The organism is Chryseobacterium jejuense, assembly GCF_900100075.1.
Lineage (GTDB): Bacteria > Bacteroidota > Bacteroidia > Flavobacteriales > Weeksellaceae > Chryseobacterium > Chryseobacterium jejuense.
In genome coordinates, this window is sequence record NZ_FNEG01000002.1 from 303611 (window position 1) to 322882 (window position 19272).

General features: G+C 35.9%; 21 protein-coding genes. 13 read left to right on the forward strand and 8 right to left on the reverse strand.

Annotated features, from left to right (window positions below):
* Window positions 1–20: 20 nt before the first annotated feature.
* The 3 genes from BLS98_RS06950 to rsfS all read right to left on the reverse strand — a co-directional run bounded on the left by BLS98_RS06950 (window position 21) and on the right by rsfS (window position 3143).
* Entirely contained in the window at window positions 21–602 is a 582-nt protein-coding gene (locus BLS98_RS06950) for an LUD domain-containing protein (protein ID WP_181575130.1), read from the reverse strand.
* A gap of 135 nt (window positions 603–737) precedes the next feature.
* Window positions 738–2756 carry an ATP-dependent zinc metalloprotease FtsH gene (gene ftsH, locus BLS98_RS06955; RefSeq protein ID WP_089734942.1) on the reverse strand — a complete coding sequence of 673 codons (2019 nt, stop codon included), beginning with the start codon at window positions 2754–2756 and terminating at the stop codon, window positions 738–740.
* A gap of 21 nt (window positions 2757–2777) precedes the next feature.
* Window positions 2778–3143: a ribosome silencing factor gene (rsfS, locus tag BLS98_RS06960; RefSeq protein ID WP_089734944.1), complete on the reverse strand. Its 366-nt coding sequence runs from the start codon at window positions 3141–3143 to the stop codon at window positions 2778–2780.
* Between the two features lie 87 nt (window positions 3144–3230).
* Here rsfS and BLS98_RS06965 point away from each other — a divergent pair, with 87 nt between their 5' ends.
* The gene (locus BLS98_RS06965; protein ID WP_089734946.1) at window positions 3231–3947 is read left to right on the forward strand and encodes a biotin--[acetyl-CoA-carboxylase] ligase; all 717 of its coding nucleotides are present in this window, start codon (window positions 3231–3233) and stop codon (window positions 3945–3947) included.
* On the opposite strand, the gene BLS98_RS06970 is transcribed toward BLS98_RS06965, so the two are convergent.
* The 4 genes from BLS98_RS06970 to BLS98_RS06985 all read right to left on the reverse strand — a co-directional run bounded on the left by BLS98_RS06970 (window position 3941) and on the right by BLS98_RS06985 (window position 7390).
* On the reverse strand, window positions 3941–5053 hold the full coding sequence (locus BLS98_RS06970; protein WP_089734949.1) for an LptF/LptG family permease: 1113 nt from the start codon (window positions 5051–5053) through the stop codon (window positions 3941–3943). The two genes, BLS98_RS06965 and BLS98_RS06970, sit on opposite strands and share 7 nt — an antisense overlap.
* A 7-nt stretch (window positions 5054–5060) precedes the next feature.
* Window positions 5061–6191, reverse strand: coding sequence for a tRNA guanosine(34) transglycosylase Tgt (gene tgt / locus BLS98_RS06975; RefSeq protein ID WP_089734951.1), 1131 nt, complete (start codon window positions 6189–6191; stop codon window positions 5061–5063).
* Window positions 6192–6260: 69 nt separating this feature from the next.
* Window positions 6261–6626 carry a DUF4296 domain-containing protein gene (locus tag BLS98_RS06980; protein ID WP_089735696.1) on the reverse strand — a complete coding sequence of 122 codons (366 nt, stop codon included), beginning with the start codon at window positions 6624–6626 and terminating at the stop codon, window positions 6261–6263.
* Between the two features lie 47 nt (window positions 6627–6673).
* Window positions 6674–7390, reverse strand: coding sequence for a polyprenol monophosphomannose synthase (locus BLS98_RS06985; RefSeq protein WP_089734953.1), 717 nt, complete (start codon window positions 7388–7390; stop codon window positions 6674–6676).
* Between the two features lie 240 nt (window positions 7391–7630).
* Between BLS98_RS06985 and BLS98_RS06990 the strand changes: the two genes are divergently transcribed.
* The 8 genes from BLS98_RS06990 to BLS98_RS07020 all read left to right on the forward strand — a co-directional run bounded on the left by BLS98_RS06990 (window position 7631) and on the right by BLS98_RS07020 (window position 14943).
* Window positions 7631–8299, forward strand: coding sequence for a DUF4271 domain-containing protein (locus BLS98_RS06990; RefSeq protein ID WP_089734955.1), 669 nt, complete (start codon window positions 7631–7633; stop codon window positions 8297–8299).
* Window positions 8300–8311: 12 nt separating this feature from the next.
* Window positions 8312–9052 carry a uroporphyrinogen-III synthase gene (locus BLS98_RS06995; RefSeq protein WP_089735698.1) on the forward strand — a complete coding sequence of 247 codons (741 nt, stop codon included), beginning with the start codon at window positions 8312–8314 and terminating at the stop codon, window positions 9050–9052.
* 142 nt (window positions 9053–9194) lie between these two features.
* Window positions 9195–11237, forward strand: a complete 2043-nt coding sequence (locus BLS98_RS07000; RefSeq protein ID WP_089734957.1) for a S9 family peptidase — start codon at window positions 9195–9197, stop codon at window positions 11235–11237.
* 40 nt (window positions 11238–11277) lie between these two features.
* Window positions 11278–11454 (forward strand): hypothetical protein, encoded by a 177-nt coding sequence (locus tag BLS98_RS23235; RefSeq protein WP_167356183.1) that lies wholly within the window; start codon window positions 11278–11280, stop codon window positions 11452–11454.
* Window positions 11455–11492: 38 nt separating this feature from the next.
* Window positions 11493–11831, forward strand: a complete 339-nt coding sequence (locus tag BLS98_RS07005) for a hypothetical protein (protein WP_045491598.1) — start codon at window positions 11493–11495, stop codon at window positions 11829–11831.
* Window positions 11832–12385: 554 nt separating this feature from the next.
* Window positions 12386–13273 (forward strand): hypothetical protein, encoded by an 888-nt coding sequence (locus BLS98_RS07010; RefSeq protein WP_139166084.1) that lies wholly within the window; start codon window positions 12386–12388, stop codon window positions 13271–13273.
* Between the two features lies 1 nt (window position 13274).
* The gene (locus BLS98_RS07015) at window positions 13275–14114 is read left to right on the forward strand and encodes a hypothetical protein (protein ID WP_111994876.1); all 840 of its coding nucleotides are present in this window, start codon (window positions 13275–13277) and stop codon (window positions 14112–14114) included.
* 1 nt (window position 14115) lies between these two features.
* Window positions 14116–14943, forward strand: coding sequence for a hypothetical protein (locus BLS98_RS07020; protein WP_089734963.1), 828 nt, complete (start codon window positions 14116–14118; stop codon window positions 14941–14943).
* A gap of 121 nt (window positions 14944–15064) precedes the next feature.
* Here BLS98_RS07020 and BLS98_RS07025 read toward each other — a convergent pair whose 3' ends face one another.
* On the reverse strand, window positions 15065–15550 hold the full coding sequence (locus BLS98_RS07025; RefSeq protein ID WP_089734965.1) for an SRPBCC family protein: 486 nt from the start codon (window positions 15548–15550) through the stop codon (window positions 15065–15067).
* 201 nt (window positions 15551–15751) lie between these two features.
* Between BLS98_RS07025 and BLS98_RS07030 the strand changes: the two genes are divergently transcribed.
* From BLS98_RS07030 to BLS98_RS07045, 4 genes are all read left to right on the forward strand, one after another.
* On the forward strand, window positions 15752–17290 hold the full coding sequence (locus tag BLS98_RS07030) for a sensor histidine kinase (protein ID WP_089734968.1): 1539 nt from the start codon (window positions 15752–15754) through the stop codon (window positions 17288–17290).
* 176 nt (window positions 17291–17466) lie between these two features.
* Window positions 17467–18153, forward strand: a complete 687-nt coding sequence (locus tag BLS98_RS07035) for a response regulator transcription factor (RefSeq protein ID WP_002982671.1) — start codon at window positions 17467–17469, stop codon at window positions 18151–18153.
* Window positions 18154–18235: 82 nt separating this feature from the next.
* On the forward strand, window positions 18236–18886 hold the full coding sequence (locus BLS98_RS07040; protein ID WP_089734970.1) for a hypothetical protein: 651 nt from the start codon (window positions 18236–18238) through the stop codon (window positions 18884–18886).
* A gap of 19 nt (window positions 18887–18905) precedes the next feature.
* Window positions 18906–19268: a hypothetical protein gene (locus BLS98_RS07045; protein ID WP_228425471.1), complete on the forward strand. Its 363-nt coding sequence runs from the start codon at window positions 18906–18908 to the stop codon at window positions 19266–19268.
* The last annotated feature ends 4 nt before the right edge of the window (window positions 19269–19272 follow it).

A 19272-nucleotide genomic window follows, 5' to 3' on the forward strand; every position in this document is an offset into this window, starting at 1 on the left:
TAAAATTTAGTAGTGGGTGCTTAATCTTCAAGCAGCAATAAAAACAGTTTTGCATTGGAATTCGAAGAACTGTCCATTTTATTCTGGCTTCCGCTGATGGAAGTAAGGTTCTTGATATTTCCGTTTCTTTTTATTTTCCCCATGGCATCATTCAGGTTGTTTACAATCTGTGAAACATTGGCAATGATAATAATTCTATCCGGCAGCCTTGAAGAATGATAATGAAGAATATTATTGTGTGAAAGCATAATTCTGCCATCATACGCAATCAGATATTCACAAGTGATAAATGCAGCATCATTAGACGACTGCAGTTCTGAAGTGTAAGGAGATTTCACAACGTTCAAAAAGTTCTGAAGTTCCTTATCCCAACAGAAAAGGTTGTTAATACCTTCTATTTTGATAATTTGATTTAAAGTTTGTAGAGCCTCCGCTTCATCTGCACAATAATTAAAAAATCCCCCCGAATGCGTAAATAATTGCGCAAACTTATAGTCGAGATCCGCATTTTTCAGCGAATCCCCAAGCTTCTCCAGGCTCTGTTTGTCCTCTTCTTCAGGCTGGTTGGTAAGTTTGCTTACAATCCTCTTGAATAAATTCAACTTAATCTATTTTTAGTCAACTTTATACAAAAATAGAAAATAAATTACAATAGATTCTAAAATATCTCCTTAAATATGAAAAAACCTGACAATTTTAAAGTTGTCAGGTTTTATATTTCCTATTTTTTAAGGATTTTAAAGCTGCGTTGGGCTTTCTGGAGCCTGTATTTCGCTTTCCTCCTCTTTTTCTTTAATCTGAGGCGTTTCCAACACGTCTGGCTGATCTTTTTCAGGGATTGTATTGGTAACCGGTTTCTCTGTCAATTCAGGATCCCAAGCTCTTTTACCAAAGATTTCCTCTAAGTCTTCGCGGAAGATCACTTCTTTTTCTAAAAGCTTATTTGCTAAAGCATCAAGTTTATCTTTGTTCTCATCCAGGATTCTTACCGCTCTTTCATATTGATTTTCGATGATCGCTTTGATCTCTACATCAATTTTGGTAGCCGTTTCTTCAGAATAAGGCTTTCCGAAATTATATTCAGATTGACCTGAACTGTCATAGTAAGAAATGTTACCGATATTCGGGCTTAATCCGTAAATCGTTACCATTGCCTGTGCTCTCTTCGTTACAGTTTCCAAATCAGAAAGTGCTCCTGTTGAAATATTATTGAAGATCACCTGTTCAGCTGCTCTACCTCCTAATGTTGCACACATTTCATCCAACATCTGTTCAGTAGTCGTAAGCTGTCTTTCTTCCGGAAGATACCAAGCGGCACCTAATGAACGTCCTCTTGGAACAATAGTTACTTTTAAAAGTGGTGAAGCATGCTCAACCAACCAAGAGATTGTAGCATGACCTGCCTCGTGATAAGCCACTCTTCTTTTCTCAGATGGCTTAATGGCCATATTTTTCTTCTCAAGACCACCAATAATTCTATCTACTGCATCCAGGAAGTCCTGTTTTGTAACAGAGGTATGGTTGTATCTTGCTGCAATAAGCGCTGCTTCGTTACACACATTAGCAATATCTGCCCCACTGAATCCAGGAGTTTGTTTTGCTAAGAAGTCTCTGTCTACATTATCATCAAGTTTGATTTTCTTTAAATGAACATCAAAAATGTCTTTTCTTTCATGTAATTCCGGAAGGTCTACATAGATTGAACGGTCAAAACGTCCTGCTCTCATCAAAGCTTTATCAAGGATATCTGCTCTGTTGGTAGCCGCCATTACAATCACATTCACATCTGTTCCGAAACCATCCATTTCAGTAAGAAGCTGGTTCAAGGTGTTTTCTCTTTCATCGTTCCCGCCTGAGAAATTATTTTTTCCTCTTGCACGTCCGATAGCATCAATCTCATCAATAAAGATGATTGCCGGAGACTTCGCTTTAGCCTGAGCAAAAAGATCTCTTACTCTTGAAGCACCTACTCCCACAAACATTTCCACGAAATCAGACCCTGAAAGAGAGAAGAAAGGAACTTTAGCTTCTCCTGCAACAGCTTTTGCCAATAAGGTTTTACCTGTTCCCGGAGGGCCTACCAATAGTACACCTTTAGGAATCTTACCTCCTAATTTTGTATATTTTTCAGAGTTTTTCAAGAAGTCTACCACTTCCTGTACTTCTTCTTTAGCACCTTCTAATCCTGCAACATCTTTAAATGTTACCTGAATTCTTTCTTTTTCGTCAAAAAGCTTAGCTTTAGATTTCCCGATTGAGAAGATCTGTCCACCAGGGCCACCGCCACCGCCCATCTTTCTGAAAAGAAGGAAGTAGAATAATCCCAGGATAGCAATCCAGATTAATGCAGATACAAGAATATCCGTGAAAGGACTCTTTCCTGTTCCATAATCTTTAGCTGTTTTAATAGCCGGATTGGTTGCTTTGATTTGTTCAAATTTCTGTAAGAAAAGTTGAAGATCTCCATATTTCACAGAATAATCTGCTTTTGGAGCCATATCTAAAGCTGAAAAAGGATTATTTTCCTTTCCGGTTTTAACCATTGCTGATTTCGCTTCTTTGGTAAGGAAAACATCAGCTTTCTCTATGTCTTTGTATATAATAATATTTTGGACTTTCCCCGCCTGCATTTCTCTAAAGAAACCATCTTCATCAATAGTTTTTGCTGTATCTCCACCAAGGAAATTGGAACCAAAGAAAAGCAAAAGAGCTATGATTGCAATAGGAAAGAACCAATTGAATCCTTTGTTATTCATTTAGACTTTTTAAAATTTTTATTATTCATTTTCAATTTTGGTAATGACTGCATCACCCCAAAGTTCTTCGATATCGTAATATTCACGTACATCTTTTTGGAAAATGTGAACCACTACTGAAACATAATCTACCAATACCCACATTGCATTTTCAGTTCCTTCAACATGCCAAGGTCTGTCTTTCAGATCATTTCTCACTTTTTTCTCTACACTTCCAGCTAATGCCGAAACTTGTGTATTCGAGTTACCGCTACATATTACGAACGTCTCTGCTACTGAGTTTTCAATTTTCGAAAGATCGAAGATCATAATGTCTTCCCCCTTTACATCTTGAAGTGCTTCAACGATTTTATCTATTAGTGCTTGTTTTTCTGCTGTTTTATTCATTAAAAAAATACTATAATCTGCAAATTTATTGTTTTTTCTTTACTTTAACCTTACTTTTACCCCCTTAATGTCTTAAAGTTTTCTTAAATGAGCCAACTCTTCTATCTGAAAGAATGTTCTTCTACTAATGACGAAATATCAAAGTTTTTACTTTATGAAGATTCAGATTTTATAGGATTGCATACTTTCAATCAAACTAAAGGCCGTGGTCAGTATGGAAATGTCTGGATTCCTACCGCCGGAAAAAATCTGGCTTATACGCTGGCAGTGAATACTCAAAACATCTTGTGCTCCGACTTTATATTCAATTATTATACCGCAATGCTTGTCAGGGATTTCCTTGCCAATTTGGCTGATAATGACGTAAAAATCAAATGGCCGAATGATATTATCCTTAAAGGTAAAAAAATCGTTGGAATATTGATTGAAAAGAAAAAAATTAATCAAAATAATTATTTCATTATTGGAACAGGAATTAACATTCTTCAGAACAAATTTGATGAAATATCGAACGCCGGATCACTCCTGACGCAAACAGGACAGGAATTTGATCTTGAAGAGCTTAGTTTAAACTTTCATGAATTCATGACAAAAAAACTGAAAAACATTCCTTCTGACCAGAAAATTCTGGACAGCTTCAATAAAAATTTATTCCGAAAGGATGAGATCTCCGTTTTTGAAATTGAAAAAGAGAGACAAAATGGCATCATCCGAAATGCAGATGAAAAGGGTGAACTTTGGATAGAATTGGAAAATGACGGTCTTCGTTCTTTCTATCACAAAGAAGTAAAGCTCCTTTACTGATTGGCTCTTTTGATATAAAGATATAGGGTAAGCGGAAGGAATACCAAATTAGGCAGCCACATCGCTAAAGCCGGTGATAAACTTTTATTCTCTGAAACCACCTTTAAAGCTTCAAATGAGAAGACAAAAAGGAAGGCCAACGATATTCCTATAGCAAGGTTAATCCCCAAACCTCCTCTTTTCTTTTGAGAAGACAAGGAAAGCGCAAGGAAAGTCAGAATAATAATAGAAACAGGCATTGAAGTTCTTTGATGAAGCTCATTCAGATAAGAATTCAGGTTACTGTTTCCTCTGGCTTTTTCTCTTTCTATGAATTTTAAAAGTTCCGGTGTGGTTTTATTTTGTCCTAAAAGTTCATTTGGGAAAAGTTCTTCCGGGGAATGGCTGTAGTTTTTCCTAAGCTCTATCCCATTATTCAGCTTTTCTGTATTATCTTTATTGATGGTCTTTTCCAGAAAATTATTTAAGACAAATTGTTTTTTGTCCTGATCCCAATATACTTCACTGGCTTTTAATTCGTACACCATTTTTCTATGGGTGTCAAACTTTTGATACACGAAGCTTGATCCTCTTTTTTCCCTTTTATTCCAGGAATCTACGAAGATATATTCAGTTCTGCTTAACTGTGAAGAGGCTGGAGCAGTTCCAAGAATTTTTTCTTTATTGGCAGCATTATAAGTATAAGCTTCCAATTCATTTTTCTTGATATTCGCCCAGGGGAGCACCAAATGGTACACCACCAGCGCCATCAATGCAATCAGAATCGAGGTATACAGATAAGGTTTCGAAAACCTATGAAAACTGGCACCACTACTGATAATAGCTACAATTTCAGTATTATTAGCCATTCTGGATGTGAAATAGATCACGGTGATAAACACCAGAATGGACAGGAATGTCACCACAAGGTTAATGATCCAGAACGGATAAAAATGAACAAGAAAATACCCAAGATCTAATTTGGGATCAAGGGCCTTTGCATTTTCTATCCTTGGAATCTTCTGCTGAACATCAATAACAAGTACTACTATAGACAATAGTACCAGCATGAAACTAAAAGTTCCAAGGTATTTTTTAATGATATATCTGTCTATAATCTTAAGCATACGTCTTTTACAGTCTTTGTCTAAGAACAGGTACTACAGAATTTTTCCACTCATAGAAGTCTCCTGCTATGATGTGCTCTCTTGCTACTTTTACCAAATCAAGGTAAAACGCAAGGTTATGGATTGAAGCAATCTGTTTCGCCAGATATTCCTTGGAAACAAACAGATGACGAAGATACGCTTTTGAATATTCACGGTCTACAAAACTGGTTCCGAATTCATCCAAAGGCGAGAAATCACGCTTCCATTTTTCGTTTTTAAGATTCATTACCCCTTGCCATGTGAAAAGCATTGCATTTCTGGCATTTCTTGTAGGCATAACGCAATCCATCATATCGATACCTAATCCAATAGATTCCAGAATATTCCAAGGAGTTCCCACTCCCATCAGGTATCTTGGTTTTTCTTTTGGAAGGATATCTGTTACTTCATCAGTAATTCTATACATTTCTTCTTCAGGTTCTCCTACAGAAAGTCCTCCGATGGCATTTCCTTCAGCTCCTGCTTCAGAAATTACTTCTGCTGAAATTTTTCTTAAGTCTGAATAGGTAGATCCCTGAACAATTGGGAAAAGTCTTTGTTTATATCCGTATAGTTCAGGATTATCATTAGTCCATTCGATACATCTTTTCAGCCAACGGTGGGTAAGCTCCATAGATGATTTCGCCTGGTTGTATTCACAAGGGTAAGGTGTACATTCATCAAAAGCCATGAAGATATCTGCTCCGATCTGTCTTTGGATTTCCATTGATCTTTCCGGAGAGAACATGTGGTAGCTTCCATCAATATGAGACTTGAATCTTGCTCCTTCTTCGGTCATTTTTCTGTTACTCGCTAACGAGAACACCTGAAAACCTCCTGAATCTGTAAGAATAGGAAGATCCCAGTTCATAAATTTATGTAAACCACCGGCATCCTGCATCGTTTCCATTCCTGGGCGAAGATAAAGGTGGTAAGTATTTCCCAAAATAATCTGGGCTTTAATGTCTTCTTTTAATTCTCTCTGATGAACTGTTTTCACACTTGCAACAGTTCCTACCGGCATAAAAATGGGAGTTTGAATCTTCCCGTGGTCTGTAGTAATCTCCCCTGCCCTAGCTTTTCCTTCAGAGGTTTTTTCGATATTAAAAAATTTCATCTGTACACTTTTTTAGCTCACTGCAATCAGCAATTATCATTGTCCGGGCAGAACCCGCTACATCATTATTTATTTTTGAGGCATTCCTAATTCAGCCTTTTTCAGCTTATCTTTTACATATTGATCCGCCTTGGGATCTTTCTTCAGTAAAATTTGCTGTGCATCATTCGCAATCCCTTCCATTTCTTCTTTAATCACATAATATTTAAAACTTTCAACAAAGTCATCCGGCTTTATATTATGAGATTTTAAAATAAACCTTGTACCGGCTTCCATATTTCTGTTCTGATACATGAAGTTAACCTGATCATTCATTACAAGTTCTGCGACAACTTCTGCCATAACGTCCTGATCGACCAGATTTTTAGGCTTATCAATATAGTCACTACATGAAAACAGCCCCAGAAAAACAAAAACAAGAATCAAATTTTTCATCAGCTTATTTTTATATTTTTTATTGGAAGAATTCGTCATGTTTTATGTTATAATCTATTGATGATTGACTTCCATTTTAAGTTTAAAACACCAAAAACAGCTTCATGGATAATTCCGCCGTTCATTTTGCTTTCACCTAAAATTCTATTGGTAAATATAATAGGAACTTCTACAATTCTGAACCCTTTTTTAAAAGCTCTGAATTTCATTTCTATCTGGAATCCGTATCCTTTCAATCTTACATTATCCAATCCGATTTCTTCCAATACTTTTCGTGAAAAGCAGACAAAACCGGCTGTGGTATCATGAATAGGAAGTCCTAGAATAAATCTCACATATTTTGATGCAAAATAAGATAATAAAACTCTTCCCATTGGCCAGTTCACCACGTTCACTCCTTTTGAGTAACGGGAACCAATGGCCATATCTGCATTCAGACAGGCTTCAAAAAGTTTAGGAAGATCCTTAGGGTTATGCGAAAAATCGGCATCCATTTCAAAAATGTAGTCGTATTTATTTTCAATTGCCCATTTAAACCCATGAATATAGGCTTTCCCTAAACCATCTTTAATATGTCTTATCGAAAGATGCAGGTAATGTGGATATTTCTTTTGTATTTCTTTTACGATATCTGCTGTTCCGTCCGGAGAAGAATCATCCACTACTAAGATATGAAAGTCATCCTCCAATGCAAAAACTGCGGAAATAATATTTTCAATATTTTCCTTTTCGTTATACGTTGGGATGATGACGAGTTTTTTCATTTCAGTTTGCAAAGATAGTTTATTTAACCTTTTTATTTTATACAAAATAATCTATAATTTTGCAAAAATCTTTTTCAAAGATTCTGGGATCAGACAAAAATTGTTTTCGTCAGTTTTGAATGCTCCATATCATCAATGAAAAATAGATTGTAAGATTAGATTTAACAGATGAAGCAATAAAGAAATTCTATGCCAAGTTGTGTTATTTATAGTTAAATAAAAAAATAAAAAACTTAAATTTTGCCGTCATCACCAAACTACATCAATCATGTAAGAATACCTGAGAATAACGATTGGGTAATTTTTATACTTATAGGTTGTATCTTTTTATATGTTTTTATGATGAACATTATAGAAAGAGATGCCAGTCTTAAAGATTTTCTGCTTCAAAAGTATTTTGATGCAAGCAATAACCTTCCGAGCTGGATTATTACATCCTGTGTCATTACGCTTACGCTATCTGTACTGATCTCTCAGTATATTCCGGTAGTTCCTAAGTTTATTGCAGATCTGCAGATTTTGGGATACCAGCTTAATAAATTCGGTTACACCTTGCTGGCGGTTTTATTTTTTTATCTGATAAAATCAACATTAGGTTATTTATTTTATCAAAGTATAGGAGATGGAAAAAAATGGACTGTTTTTTATTTCACTGCCACCAAATTCTATTTTATCCTGTCTTTTTTGCTGATAATTTTGTGTGTTACCCATTATTACTTCCCAATAGACAGAAATAAAATGTTCCTCTATTATTTCTCCTTCTTTTCTTTTGTATTCATTTTCAAAGTTTTTTTCTACTTATTTCACAAGAACAAGATTCTTCCTGAGAAATGGTATTATAAATTTTTGTATATTTGCACGCTCCAAATCGCACCATTATTACTGCTTTGGAAATTGTTATTTTTTTAATAAATGTCAATGATGAGAATAAAGTCCATATTGGTTTCTCAACCAGCGCCTAGTGAATCTTCTCCATATCTGGATATAGCGAAGAAGGAAAAAATAAAGATTGATTTCCGTCCATTTATCCACGTTGAAGGGGTTGACAATAAAGAGCTCAGAACTCAGAAAATAGATCTGACGCAATATACCGGTATCATTTTTACCAGTAAAAATGCTATTGATCATTACTTCAGACTTGCAGAAGAATTACGTTTTGCAGTTCCGGATACAATGAGATATATCTGCCAGTCGGAAGCAATTGCTAACTATCTTCAGAAGCACATTGTATACAGAAAAAGAAAGATCAGCTTTGGGGAAAAAAACTTCTCAGATCTACTTCCTCTGTTCAAGAAGTTTCCTACTGAAAAATACTTGTTACCATCTTCAGATGTTTTAAGTCCGGACACGATAAAAACCTTGGATTCTGCAAACATTGAATGGACAAGAGCAATTATGTACCGTACTGTATGCAGTGACCTGACAGACATCAACATTAAAGACTATGATATGTTGATCTTCTTCAGCCCACAAGGAATTAAATCTCTGCAACAGAACTTCCCTGACTTCAAGCAGGAGGAAACAAAAATCGGAGTTTTCGGAAACACCACTTTGGCTGCAGCAGAAGAAGCGGGATTAAAAGTAGACCTAATGGCTCCTACGAAGGAAACACCTTCTATGACCATGGCCCTAGAAAAATATATTAAAGCGCTACACAAATAGTCTTTAATACAAAAAATAAGCTCAACCATCTTTTCAATACAGGAAAGATGGTTTTTTTTTAACTACATTTGAACAAAAATTAACATTAAATAGTACGTTCTGATAAAGCATATCAGGGCCTGCAAAAAAATAAAATATTCTGATGAAAGCTCCACAGGCAAAAAAAATAGAAAAAACACTAGAAACCCACGGCGACAGAAGAATTGACAATTACTTCTGGCTTAATGAAAGGGAAAACCCGGAAGTAATCCAATATCTTGAAGAAGAAAATGCTTACGAAGAATTCATCATGAAAGACACCGAAGAGCTACAGGAAGAACTCTTTGAAGAAATGAAAGCCCGATATAAAAAGGACGACGAATCTCTTCCTTATTTCTTTAATGAATACTGGTACATCGTACGTTATGAAGAAGGTAAAGAATACCCGATCTTCTGCAGAAAGCTTGGAAGTCTGGACAACGAAGAGGAAATAGTACTTGACGTAAATATTCTAGCAGAAGGTGAAGATTTCTTCGAAGTAGGAAGCGTTGCGGTAAGCCCTAATAATGAATTGGCTTCTTTTTCTTCAGACAATGTAGGAAGAAGAATCTATACTTTAAACTTCAAAAACTTAAAGACAGGAGAAATTCTTCCGGATAAAATCCTAAATACTACAGGAAAGGCTGTTTGGGCCAATGACAACCAACATATATTTTATATCAGAAAGGACAAAAGCCTTAGAGCATTTCAGGTTTACAGACATAAACTGGGAACTGATGCTTCGGAGGATATTCTGATCTTCCATGAAGAGGATGACACCTTTGATGTGAATGTCTTTAAAACAAAATCCTTACAGTATATTTTCATCGCAAGTTCAAGTACCATTTCTGATGAACATCATTTTATTCCTGCAGACAATGTTTTTGCAGAGTGGAAAGTTATTCAGCCAAGAATAGATGATCTTGAATATTCCGTAGAGCATTACAAAGATGAATTCTACATTATCACGAATGCTGATGATGCTACGAACTTCAAAATTGTAAAAGCAAAGATTGATAACTGTGGTATGGAAAACTGGGTAGATGTCATTCCTCATCGTCCTGAAGTTTTATTGGAAGGCTTTGAAATCTTCCAGGATTATCTGGTTCTTGAAGAAAGAGAAAAAGGACTGCTTCAAATCAAGATTATTGATGAGAAAACTCAAGAGTCTTATTACCTTCCTTTCTCTGATCCAACTTATACTGCTTATATCGGAATCAACCTTGAATTTGACACCGAAGTTCTACGCTATGGTTATACTTCCCTAACTCAACCGGGTTCTACGTACGAGTACAACATGAAAGATAAAACCACAAAACTTCTGAAACAACAAGAGGTCTTAGGTGGAAAATTCTTCCCGGAAAATTACATTTCTGAAAGAATATGGGCAGATTCCAGAGACGGTGAAACAAAAATCCCTATTTCTCTTGTTTATCATAAAGACACGAAGAAATCACCAGATACTCCGCTTCTATTATATGGTTATGGTAGTTATGGACACACTGTAGATGCAAGCTTTTCAAATGTAAGGTTATCTATCCTTGATCGTGGCTTTATTTATGCCATTGCCCATATCCGTGGCGGAGAATACCTGGGAAGAGAATGGTATGAAGATGGAAAAATGCTATTCAAGAAAAATACCTTCTTTGACTTTATAGATGCAGGAAAATATCTGGTAAAAGAAAACTACACGTCTTCTAAACATATCTACGCGATGGGTGGAAGTGCCGGAGGTCTCTTAGTAGGAGCTGTTGTCAATTATGAACCTCAATTATTCAACGGTATAGTTGCACAGGTTCCTTTTGTGGATGTTGTTACTACGATGTTAGATGATACTATTCCTTTAACAACCGGAGAATATGATGAATGGGGAAATCCTAATGATAAAGAATACTATCACTATATGAAAGATTATTCTCCTTATGACAATGTAGAAGCCAAAGACTATCCAAACATTCTTATCACAACAGGATTCCATGATTCCCAGGTACAATATTGGGAACCTGCAAAATGGACTGCAAAACTTAGAGAATTGAAGACCGATGACAATATTCTGATCTTTAAAACAGATATGAGTTCAGGTCATGGAGGCGCAAGCGGAAGATTTGAATCTCTGAAAGAAGATGCCCTTGAGTACGCGTTCTTATTGAAGATAAATAAACAATAGCTTTCCCCTTCTCTCTATTAATTTTCATAATACAAGATATATGCTATTACTAGTTTTTATTTCAATTGCTATTATTTATTATTTAATACAAAAACAGAAAATTACAAGAATAGAAAAAAGAGAAGATTTTAAGGCTAGACAAGAGGAGAAGCTACAGGATATCCTGAAAAAAGCAAAAGAGGAAGATCTTAAGAACAAAGAAAATAACAATTTATAAAATACATTGTCATGATAAAAAGTGACAGTTATAATCATATGAATGAATCTGAATATTGGAAAAAAATAGAACAGTTCTTCGAAGATAATTTCGAGACTGAGAAGAATCCACCTATTGAGACTTTACTGTTTTTAATAGGACTACAGGAACTGGGCAGCGGGCAGCAGAAATACACAAAAGAAGACAAAGTAAATCTCATCCATATTGCTGTTTGCAGATTACTTGAACCTTTTGGATATTACAAGTTTACCCACTATGAAGATGGGTGGCCACAGTTTGAAAAACTGGAAGATCTTCCGGAATTAAAACCTAATGAGCAGACCTTGCTTATGAAAAAGGCGATTATTCAGTACTTTCAGGAAGAGGAACTGATTTAAAGTCAAAAATGCGGCTATTTAGAGATTTGATAATGAAACTATACCATCATTAGCAAAACCAACCTAAAACACTACATACCTTATACAAATAGAGACAAGCCAAAAACTTGTCTCTATTTTTTTTAAACAAAAACAATATTAATATTTAAAAAATGTCGTATTTTTTTAATTAGAGTTAATATTTTAAACCATTTCAACATCAGCTAATTACATACTATTTTTACGAATATTTTATTCATATTTTAGAATTTTTTAGAATTTGATAGGCATATTCCATATTAGATTTGTAATTTAGGGACTTCCAGACCACATTCTTTTGATCTGTTACTATGATCAAAATCCCTCAGAATACCATGGTCAATTTCTTCAGGCTTGTCCTTGGCGTACAGCACTGAAAAAAAAGACACAGCAAAAATGATATCCCGACTCGTTATGAGCCGGGCAGGATAAAAATTTGAAAAAAATACACACAAAAACTAAGGACTGAAAAACTATGTATTTCAAAAGAATTACTTCTGAGTAAAACAGATTAAAATTTAAATAGAAATCAAACCATGAAAAAAATTAGCACTTCTTTAATGTTGCTCATTGTCAGTATGGCCTTTTCACAAGTAGGTATTTCGAAAAACCCAACGGTTGAAATCCACAACAAGGCCATTTTACAGGTAGACGGAAAATATGAAGGAAAAAATTACGGGATGATGCTTCCTGAAGTATCTGCACCCGAAAACCTTCCATTGTATAACTCCGCCAATCCAGACAGAGAGATGGCAGGAATGATGATGTTCGAAAAAACACATGCTACATTTTATTCCTATGACGGAGGAAAATGGAACAATGAGCCTACTGCTGCCGACTTCAAAATGAAACAATCCAGATTTTTATCCAATGCCGATGAAGAAACAAGTGTTGTATGTGTACTTCTGGGATGTGGCCGACATGTAGGACTTAGCTTTGGGGCAACTGTTGACGGAAAACAATCCTATAACAGCCTTAATATAACAAGAGAAACTGCTGTAGTAGCCGGAGGAGGAATTTATGGAGACAAAAGCTTTAACAATGCCAAATTCGTTATAAATGAAGCCGGTGTTTATGATATCTACCTGAATGTTCCTTCCAAAACAGGAGGAGCTGTATCCCTGACAAGTGGACCTCAATATCAGCTAAGGGCCTATTTGAAACAAAGCAACGGAAGTTACAATGAAGTAAAACTCACCACATTCTTCCCTGATTATTATGGTATTCTGGGAATTGGCGGAGATACCAACACTGCAGCCTTCACCACGACAAGGATCCGTTTGAATCCGGGAGATTATATTGTTTCGAGAATACATTCTCCATTGGCAACAGTATCTGTAGTGGTTACCCTTACTGCTGCAGCCAATACCAATATCGCCCAATACTATCCAAGAGAAATAATGTTCACCAAAGTAAGTGATTAAAATGATCAGAAAAACGATTACGCTCCAAGTTTTTATTGTAACAGCAATAAGTACACTAGGATTTGCTCAGGTAAAAATGGGTAACAAACCCGAAACAATTCATCCAAGAGCAGCTTTGCAGGTAGAGCACAATGCGAAAGGAATTATGCTTCCCGTTGTTGAAAACCATACTGAACTTCCTAATTATAATGCAGCACACCCGGATCTGTATGAAAACAAACCTGAAGATAATGGGTTAGTATTTTATAACAAGGAGATTAAAGATGTGGTAAAATATGATGGTTACAGGTGGATTGCTGCCACAGAGAGAAGTATCAAAAATTATAAAAACGTAAGTATTCTAGGATCCAATTCATCGGATGTGTCCGTTGCCAATGTATTAGGAATTACAGGACGCCCTACCCTTCCTTTTAATATCTTAAATGATTTTGACAGAAATAATATAAATAATTTAGGTGTTACGGTAAATGCTAATGGAGAAATTACAATTCCGGCAGATGGCTTTTACAGAATCAATCCGTCTATAAAAACAAGCAGTGCCGGAGGTCTTTCTGTGGGAAATGCAGCTACCATTGTTTCATTACAGACTCTATATGCTAATGCTGTTGGAGAAGGATGGCAGAAAATTCATGAAAACAGCTTTCTGCTGTACGGATTGTTGGTAACAGCCGGCAGCTCAAACTCTGTGAACAACTTTTCCACAACAAAATATCTGCGTGCGGGAGACCAAATCCGAATAAGAGCCGGCATTCAGGCTGACACTGGATTAAATGTGGGAGCTGGTGTAAATTTTAAAATGAATGATAAAGATACTTTTATCTATATAGAAAAACTGAACTAAAATGAGAAAGAAAATATATATCGCCGCCTTTTTAATGACAGCCACGATGGCATTTTCTCAGGTTATCGTTGGCGGGGCATCCAATCCAAGCCCCAATTCCATGTTCAGTATTGTGAATAAAGAAGATAATTCTGCACAATCTAAAGGAATGATGATCCCAACGGTAAACAATGAAACAGAATTACCCCTGTACAACACCAGTCAAACGAATCGTTTTGATAAAGATCCTTCTATGCAAGGAATGATTATGTACAGAAAAGATATTCAGCGTGTTGTAGTCTATGACGGAGATCAATGGAAACCAACATTTTATGAATCCGGCGGAAGAACGACCCGCGCCAGCATGAATCCGACAACCGCTGAAAGTGATTTTCCTTCTGTAGGATGTATTCTTATCGGATGTGGACAAAAAGATGTTCCTTTTGGATTCTACAGTAACACGTTAGACGGAGATAAACTTGGTATTATTGATCCTCAGGGAGCTGTGAATAGTGACTTCAGTAATTTCACATTCAAGGAATCAGGATTTTACAAGATACTGATCAGCTTAAAAGTAAAAACGTCAGGGATCCACGTGAGCCCACCTGTTATTTCGTTCAGAGCTTTAAAAAATGGAGCGATCTTAGCCAGAAATGATGTTCCTTTAAATGAAGCCATCCTGATTACAGCCGGAGCCAACAGAGTAGGAACGATGGAGTTTTTAGCCATGTTTGACAAAGGAGACAAGCTTAAAGTTCAGGTTTCCGGAGGGGTTTCTATCTTAACGGTTGCTGATATCTACAAAATTGTTCCAACAGATGGAACTTTTATCAGTATAGAAAAATTATAAGTCTGAAATAACACGAAACATTTTATATTCCATATTTCATTAAATCGGGTACTTCAATTGAGGTACCCGGTTTTTATTTTTTATAAAACTAACGATCCATCATCACTTCTCCATTTGCTGATCATCCAATGATTTCCTTAAGCTGGCTAAGTCCCATTTTAAAACCTTCTTCAAATCCCATATCCAGCATTTTTTTCATTACTTCTTCAGATTGATAATGAATATTAACCGTTACTTTCGTTCCTTCCTCTACTCCGGTGAAACCGAGCAGCCAATTTGATCTTGGAGCATCTTCGTTCACCTCCCCATTTTCATTACGAAAAGCACTCGTCCAGTCAAAGCTTCTATGCTCTATAATTTCTCCGTACTGGGATTGGGAATATCCTTTTTCTCCATTCGGGCCTGCCATTGCATACAGCCAGATTCCGCCTTCTTTAAAATCCTGTTTTACCGTTTCACATTTCCAGGGTCTTGGGCCCCACCACTGATCCAATAATTCGGATTGGGTAAAATAGTTCCACACTTTCGAAACATCAGCCTTGTAAACAATCATTACATAGACACTTTTCGAATCAAAATCTTTGTTGAAAATGATATTAGATTCCATAAAGTAATAATTTTTATTAAAGTTAGCTCTTTATTTACAGAAAGGACTTTTCCTATGACAAGTAAACAATAATTCATAAATAATTGTTAAAAAACAGTCTTTTAAGAAAAAAAACATAATTTTTTGGCTCGTTTTTTGTTTACGTAGTCTTAAAACAATTAATTTTAACATTCATTTTTCCAAAACATATATAATTAAATAATGAATAATAAATTCATCCCAATAATTTCGGTGTTTATGACAATCTCACTGATTGTCTTCGTTACGCTCCAATTTTATTGGTTGAAAGGCTATTACGGAGTACTGGAACAGGACTTTTCAAATAAAGTTTATTCCGTTTTGGAAAGCACATCGAAAACAATTGAAGAAATTGAAGCTGATAAATATCTGACCAAAGACAACAGAAGTACCATTCTTGCCAACAGCAAAAACCCTTCGCTTACTACCATTCAACAGGTAGAGGATTCCGGAACTCAGAGACAGATTATCTATTCCAAGAATATTATTTCGAATGCACAGCTTCCTATTTCTAAAAAAGGAGACTCTGTAAAGCTAACTACTCTATACACGGATGAAGCAGCTTACAAAATAAAAAGAGATACTACCAACCGCGAAATTCTTACCTCGGACATCAATCAGGATATTGAAACCGGGGATTATGCTGTAAAAGAGTTCGTAAAGGTATATGGAAACAATTTACCCATTGCACAAAGGGTAAGCCCGGCTACTCTGGATTCAGTGATCACAAAAGAATTGAAAATCAGAGGAATCACGGCTAAATTCGGTTATGGAATTGTTGATAAAGACAATAAACTTACCAGTATTGCAAATAAAGCTTATAAAGAAAAAAAAGACAGCAATACGTACAACTATCCTCTTTTTACTGATAAAAAATACAACACCTTATATAATCTGGCTTTAGTATTTCCTAAGAAAGAATATTCTTTGGCAATGAACAACTGGCCGATGCTGCTGGGAACTTTTCTTTCATTGCTTACGATTCTTGGGATTTATATTATTTCCATTAATTATATGATGAGACAGAAAAAATTGGCTGAAGTGAAAACAGACTTTATCAACAATATGTCTCACGAATTCAAAACACCATTAGCAACTATTTCTGTGGCAACTGATTCTTTAGCGAATGATAAGATTGCTACCAATCCGGATAAGGTAAAGTATTATTCGGAATTGATTAAACAGGAAAACCTGAGGATGAAAAAGCAGGTAGAAAATGTTCTGAACATGTCTAAGCTTGAAAGAAATGAGGTAGAGCTATTCCTGAGAGAGACCAACGTAAGGGAATTGATTAAAAGGACAACAGAATCCTTCAATCTGATTGTACAGCAGAGAAACGGCAGCCTGACCCAAAAATTCAATGCCACTCATTATAATTTCAAAATTGATGAGTTCCACATCTCGAATATGCTGGTGAACTTACTGGATAATGCCAACAAATATTCTCCTGAAGCTCCGGAAATTCATGTGGAGACCAGAAATGAAGGACAATGGTATGTGATTGAGATCTCAGATAAAGGAATGGGAATGGAAACCCAGAATAAAACAAAGATCTTCGAGAAATTCTTCAGAGAAGAAACAGGAAATATTCACAACGTAAAAGGACAGGGATTAGGCCTTTCTTACGTGAAAAAAATTGTAGAACTGCACAAAGGACAGATTATTGTAGAATCCAACAAAGGTGATGGAAGTACGTTTACAATTAAACTGCCAATGAGCTAAGATATAAATGATAAGCAATGAGTGATAAATGATAATATATTGGTGATAAAAAAATATTTCGCATCAATGATCAACCATCATTCATCAATTATAAAATAAGAAACCAAAAAACAAAATATAAGAAGAGAGAGTGAGACAGTTCATTCTTAATTGTTAATTATTAATTAGTAAAAGTTATGAGCAACAGAATATTATTAGTAGAGGACGATCAGAGTTTCGGGGCGGTGCTTAAAGATTATTTAACCATCAATAATTTTGAAGTAACCCTTGCAACTGATGGAGAACAGGGATTGAAAGAATTTACAGAAAATGAATTCGACATCTGTATATTTGACGTAATGATGCCTAAAAAAGATGGGTTTTCATTGGCTGAAGATGTAAAAAAGATTGATAAAAATACACCAATCATATTCCTTACCGCAAGAAATATGAGAGAAGATATTCTTAAAGGATACCAATTGGGTGCTGATGACTATATCACAAAACCATTTGATACAGAACTTCTTTTATACAAGATCAAAGCGATTCTTCAAAGAAGCTCTACTCTTGAAAATGAAGAGCAGGAGCAGTTTAAAATCAGCAATATCTTCTTCGACTCTATGCTGAGACAGCTGAAAGTAGGTGATAAAGAATATAAACTTTCTCCAAAAGAAAATGAGTTATTAAAGCTTCTTTGTATCCACAGAAACGATTTCATGCCTAGAGATCTTGCACTTAGAAAGATCTGGAAAAAGGAAAACTACTTTACAGCAAGAAGTATGGACGTATATATCGCCAAGCTTCGTAAACTATTGAAAGATGACGAAGGATTGGAAATTATCAACGTTCACGGAGAAGGATTCAGACTTCTTGTGAAAAATTAATCTAAAAATCGCATTATAAATATAAAATTAGCAAAACAATTAAAAATGTTTTGCTAATTTTGTTTCATACCCAATCAAGGATATGAAGAATACGTTTTTAGGTTTGATCTCTGTATCAATATTAGCTGTCTCTTGTAAGAAAGATGAGAAAGCAACTTATTTAAAAGAAGAAGCTGGTTCACAACAGCCTTCTGTAGCTCTAAACAATGCTCCCAAAGCTTCACTGATGGATCAGGCGGGAATCCAGTCCAATGCAACACCTGCTGCAATGGCCTCTGCTCCTGGAATGAATCCTGCGCACGGACAACCGGGACACCGATGTGATATTCCTGTAGGACAGCCTTTAAACAGCCAGCCAACAGCAACTCCTGCATCCCAAAACATTAGTGTTGGTGCTAATAATACCATTCAAATTGACCCAAGTACGGCAGCTCAGGCAAAAGTAGCCATGAACAACAGTACTCAACCCGTAAAAACGGCTCCTGGAATGAATCCACCACATGGACAACCGGGACATAGATGTGATATTCCTGTAGGACAGCCTTTGAGTAGTAAATCTATTACGACTTCTCCATCTGCACAAAACAATATACAGGTTACTCCTACCCCAACTCCGGCTCAGACTCAAGCAGCTTCTCAGAATCTGGCTATGGGAGAAAAACCTAAAGTAAACCCTGCTCATGGAGAACCTTGGCACAGCTGTTCTCTAAAAGTTGGTGATCCTTTGCCATAAATTTTGTATTTTTGCAGCTATGAAGCTATTTCACATACTGGCAGTAGTATTTTGTTTGGGAATCTTTCTGGTTCCTAAGGATAGCTTCTACGCTCAATCTATGCAGGAAACCTGCTGCAAGGCAGAATCCGGAAAAAAGAGCGACTGCTGTAAAAATCACTCCTCAAAAAAAGAGGGTAAAGATGATGCTACAAAGTCATGTCATGATGATTGTTGCTCTTCATGTATTGCCTGCTTTACTTTTATTGAGACTCCTTTTTCAAAAAACCTGCGTCTGGAACTTTCTTATTACAAAGCGAATAAGAATCCTCAGTTTCAGTATTCAGACCCTTATCTTTCCGACCGTTTAAAGGAAATCTGGCAACCGCCTAAAATAGGTTAATTAA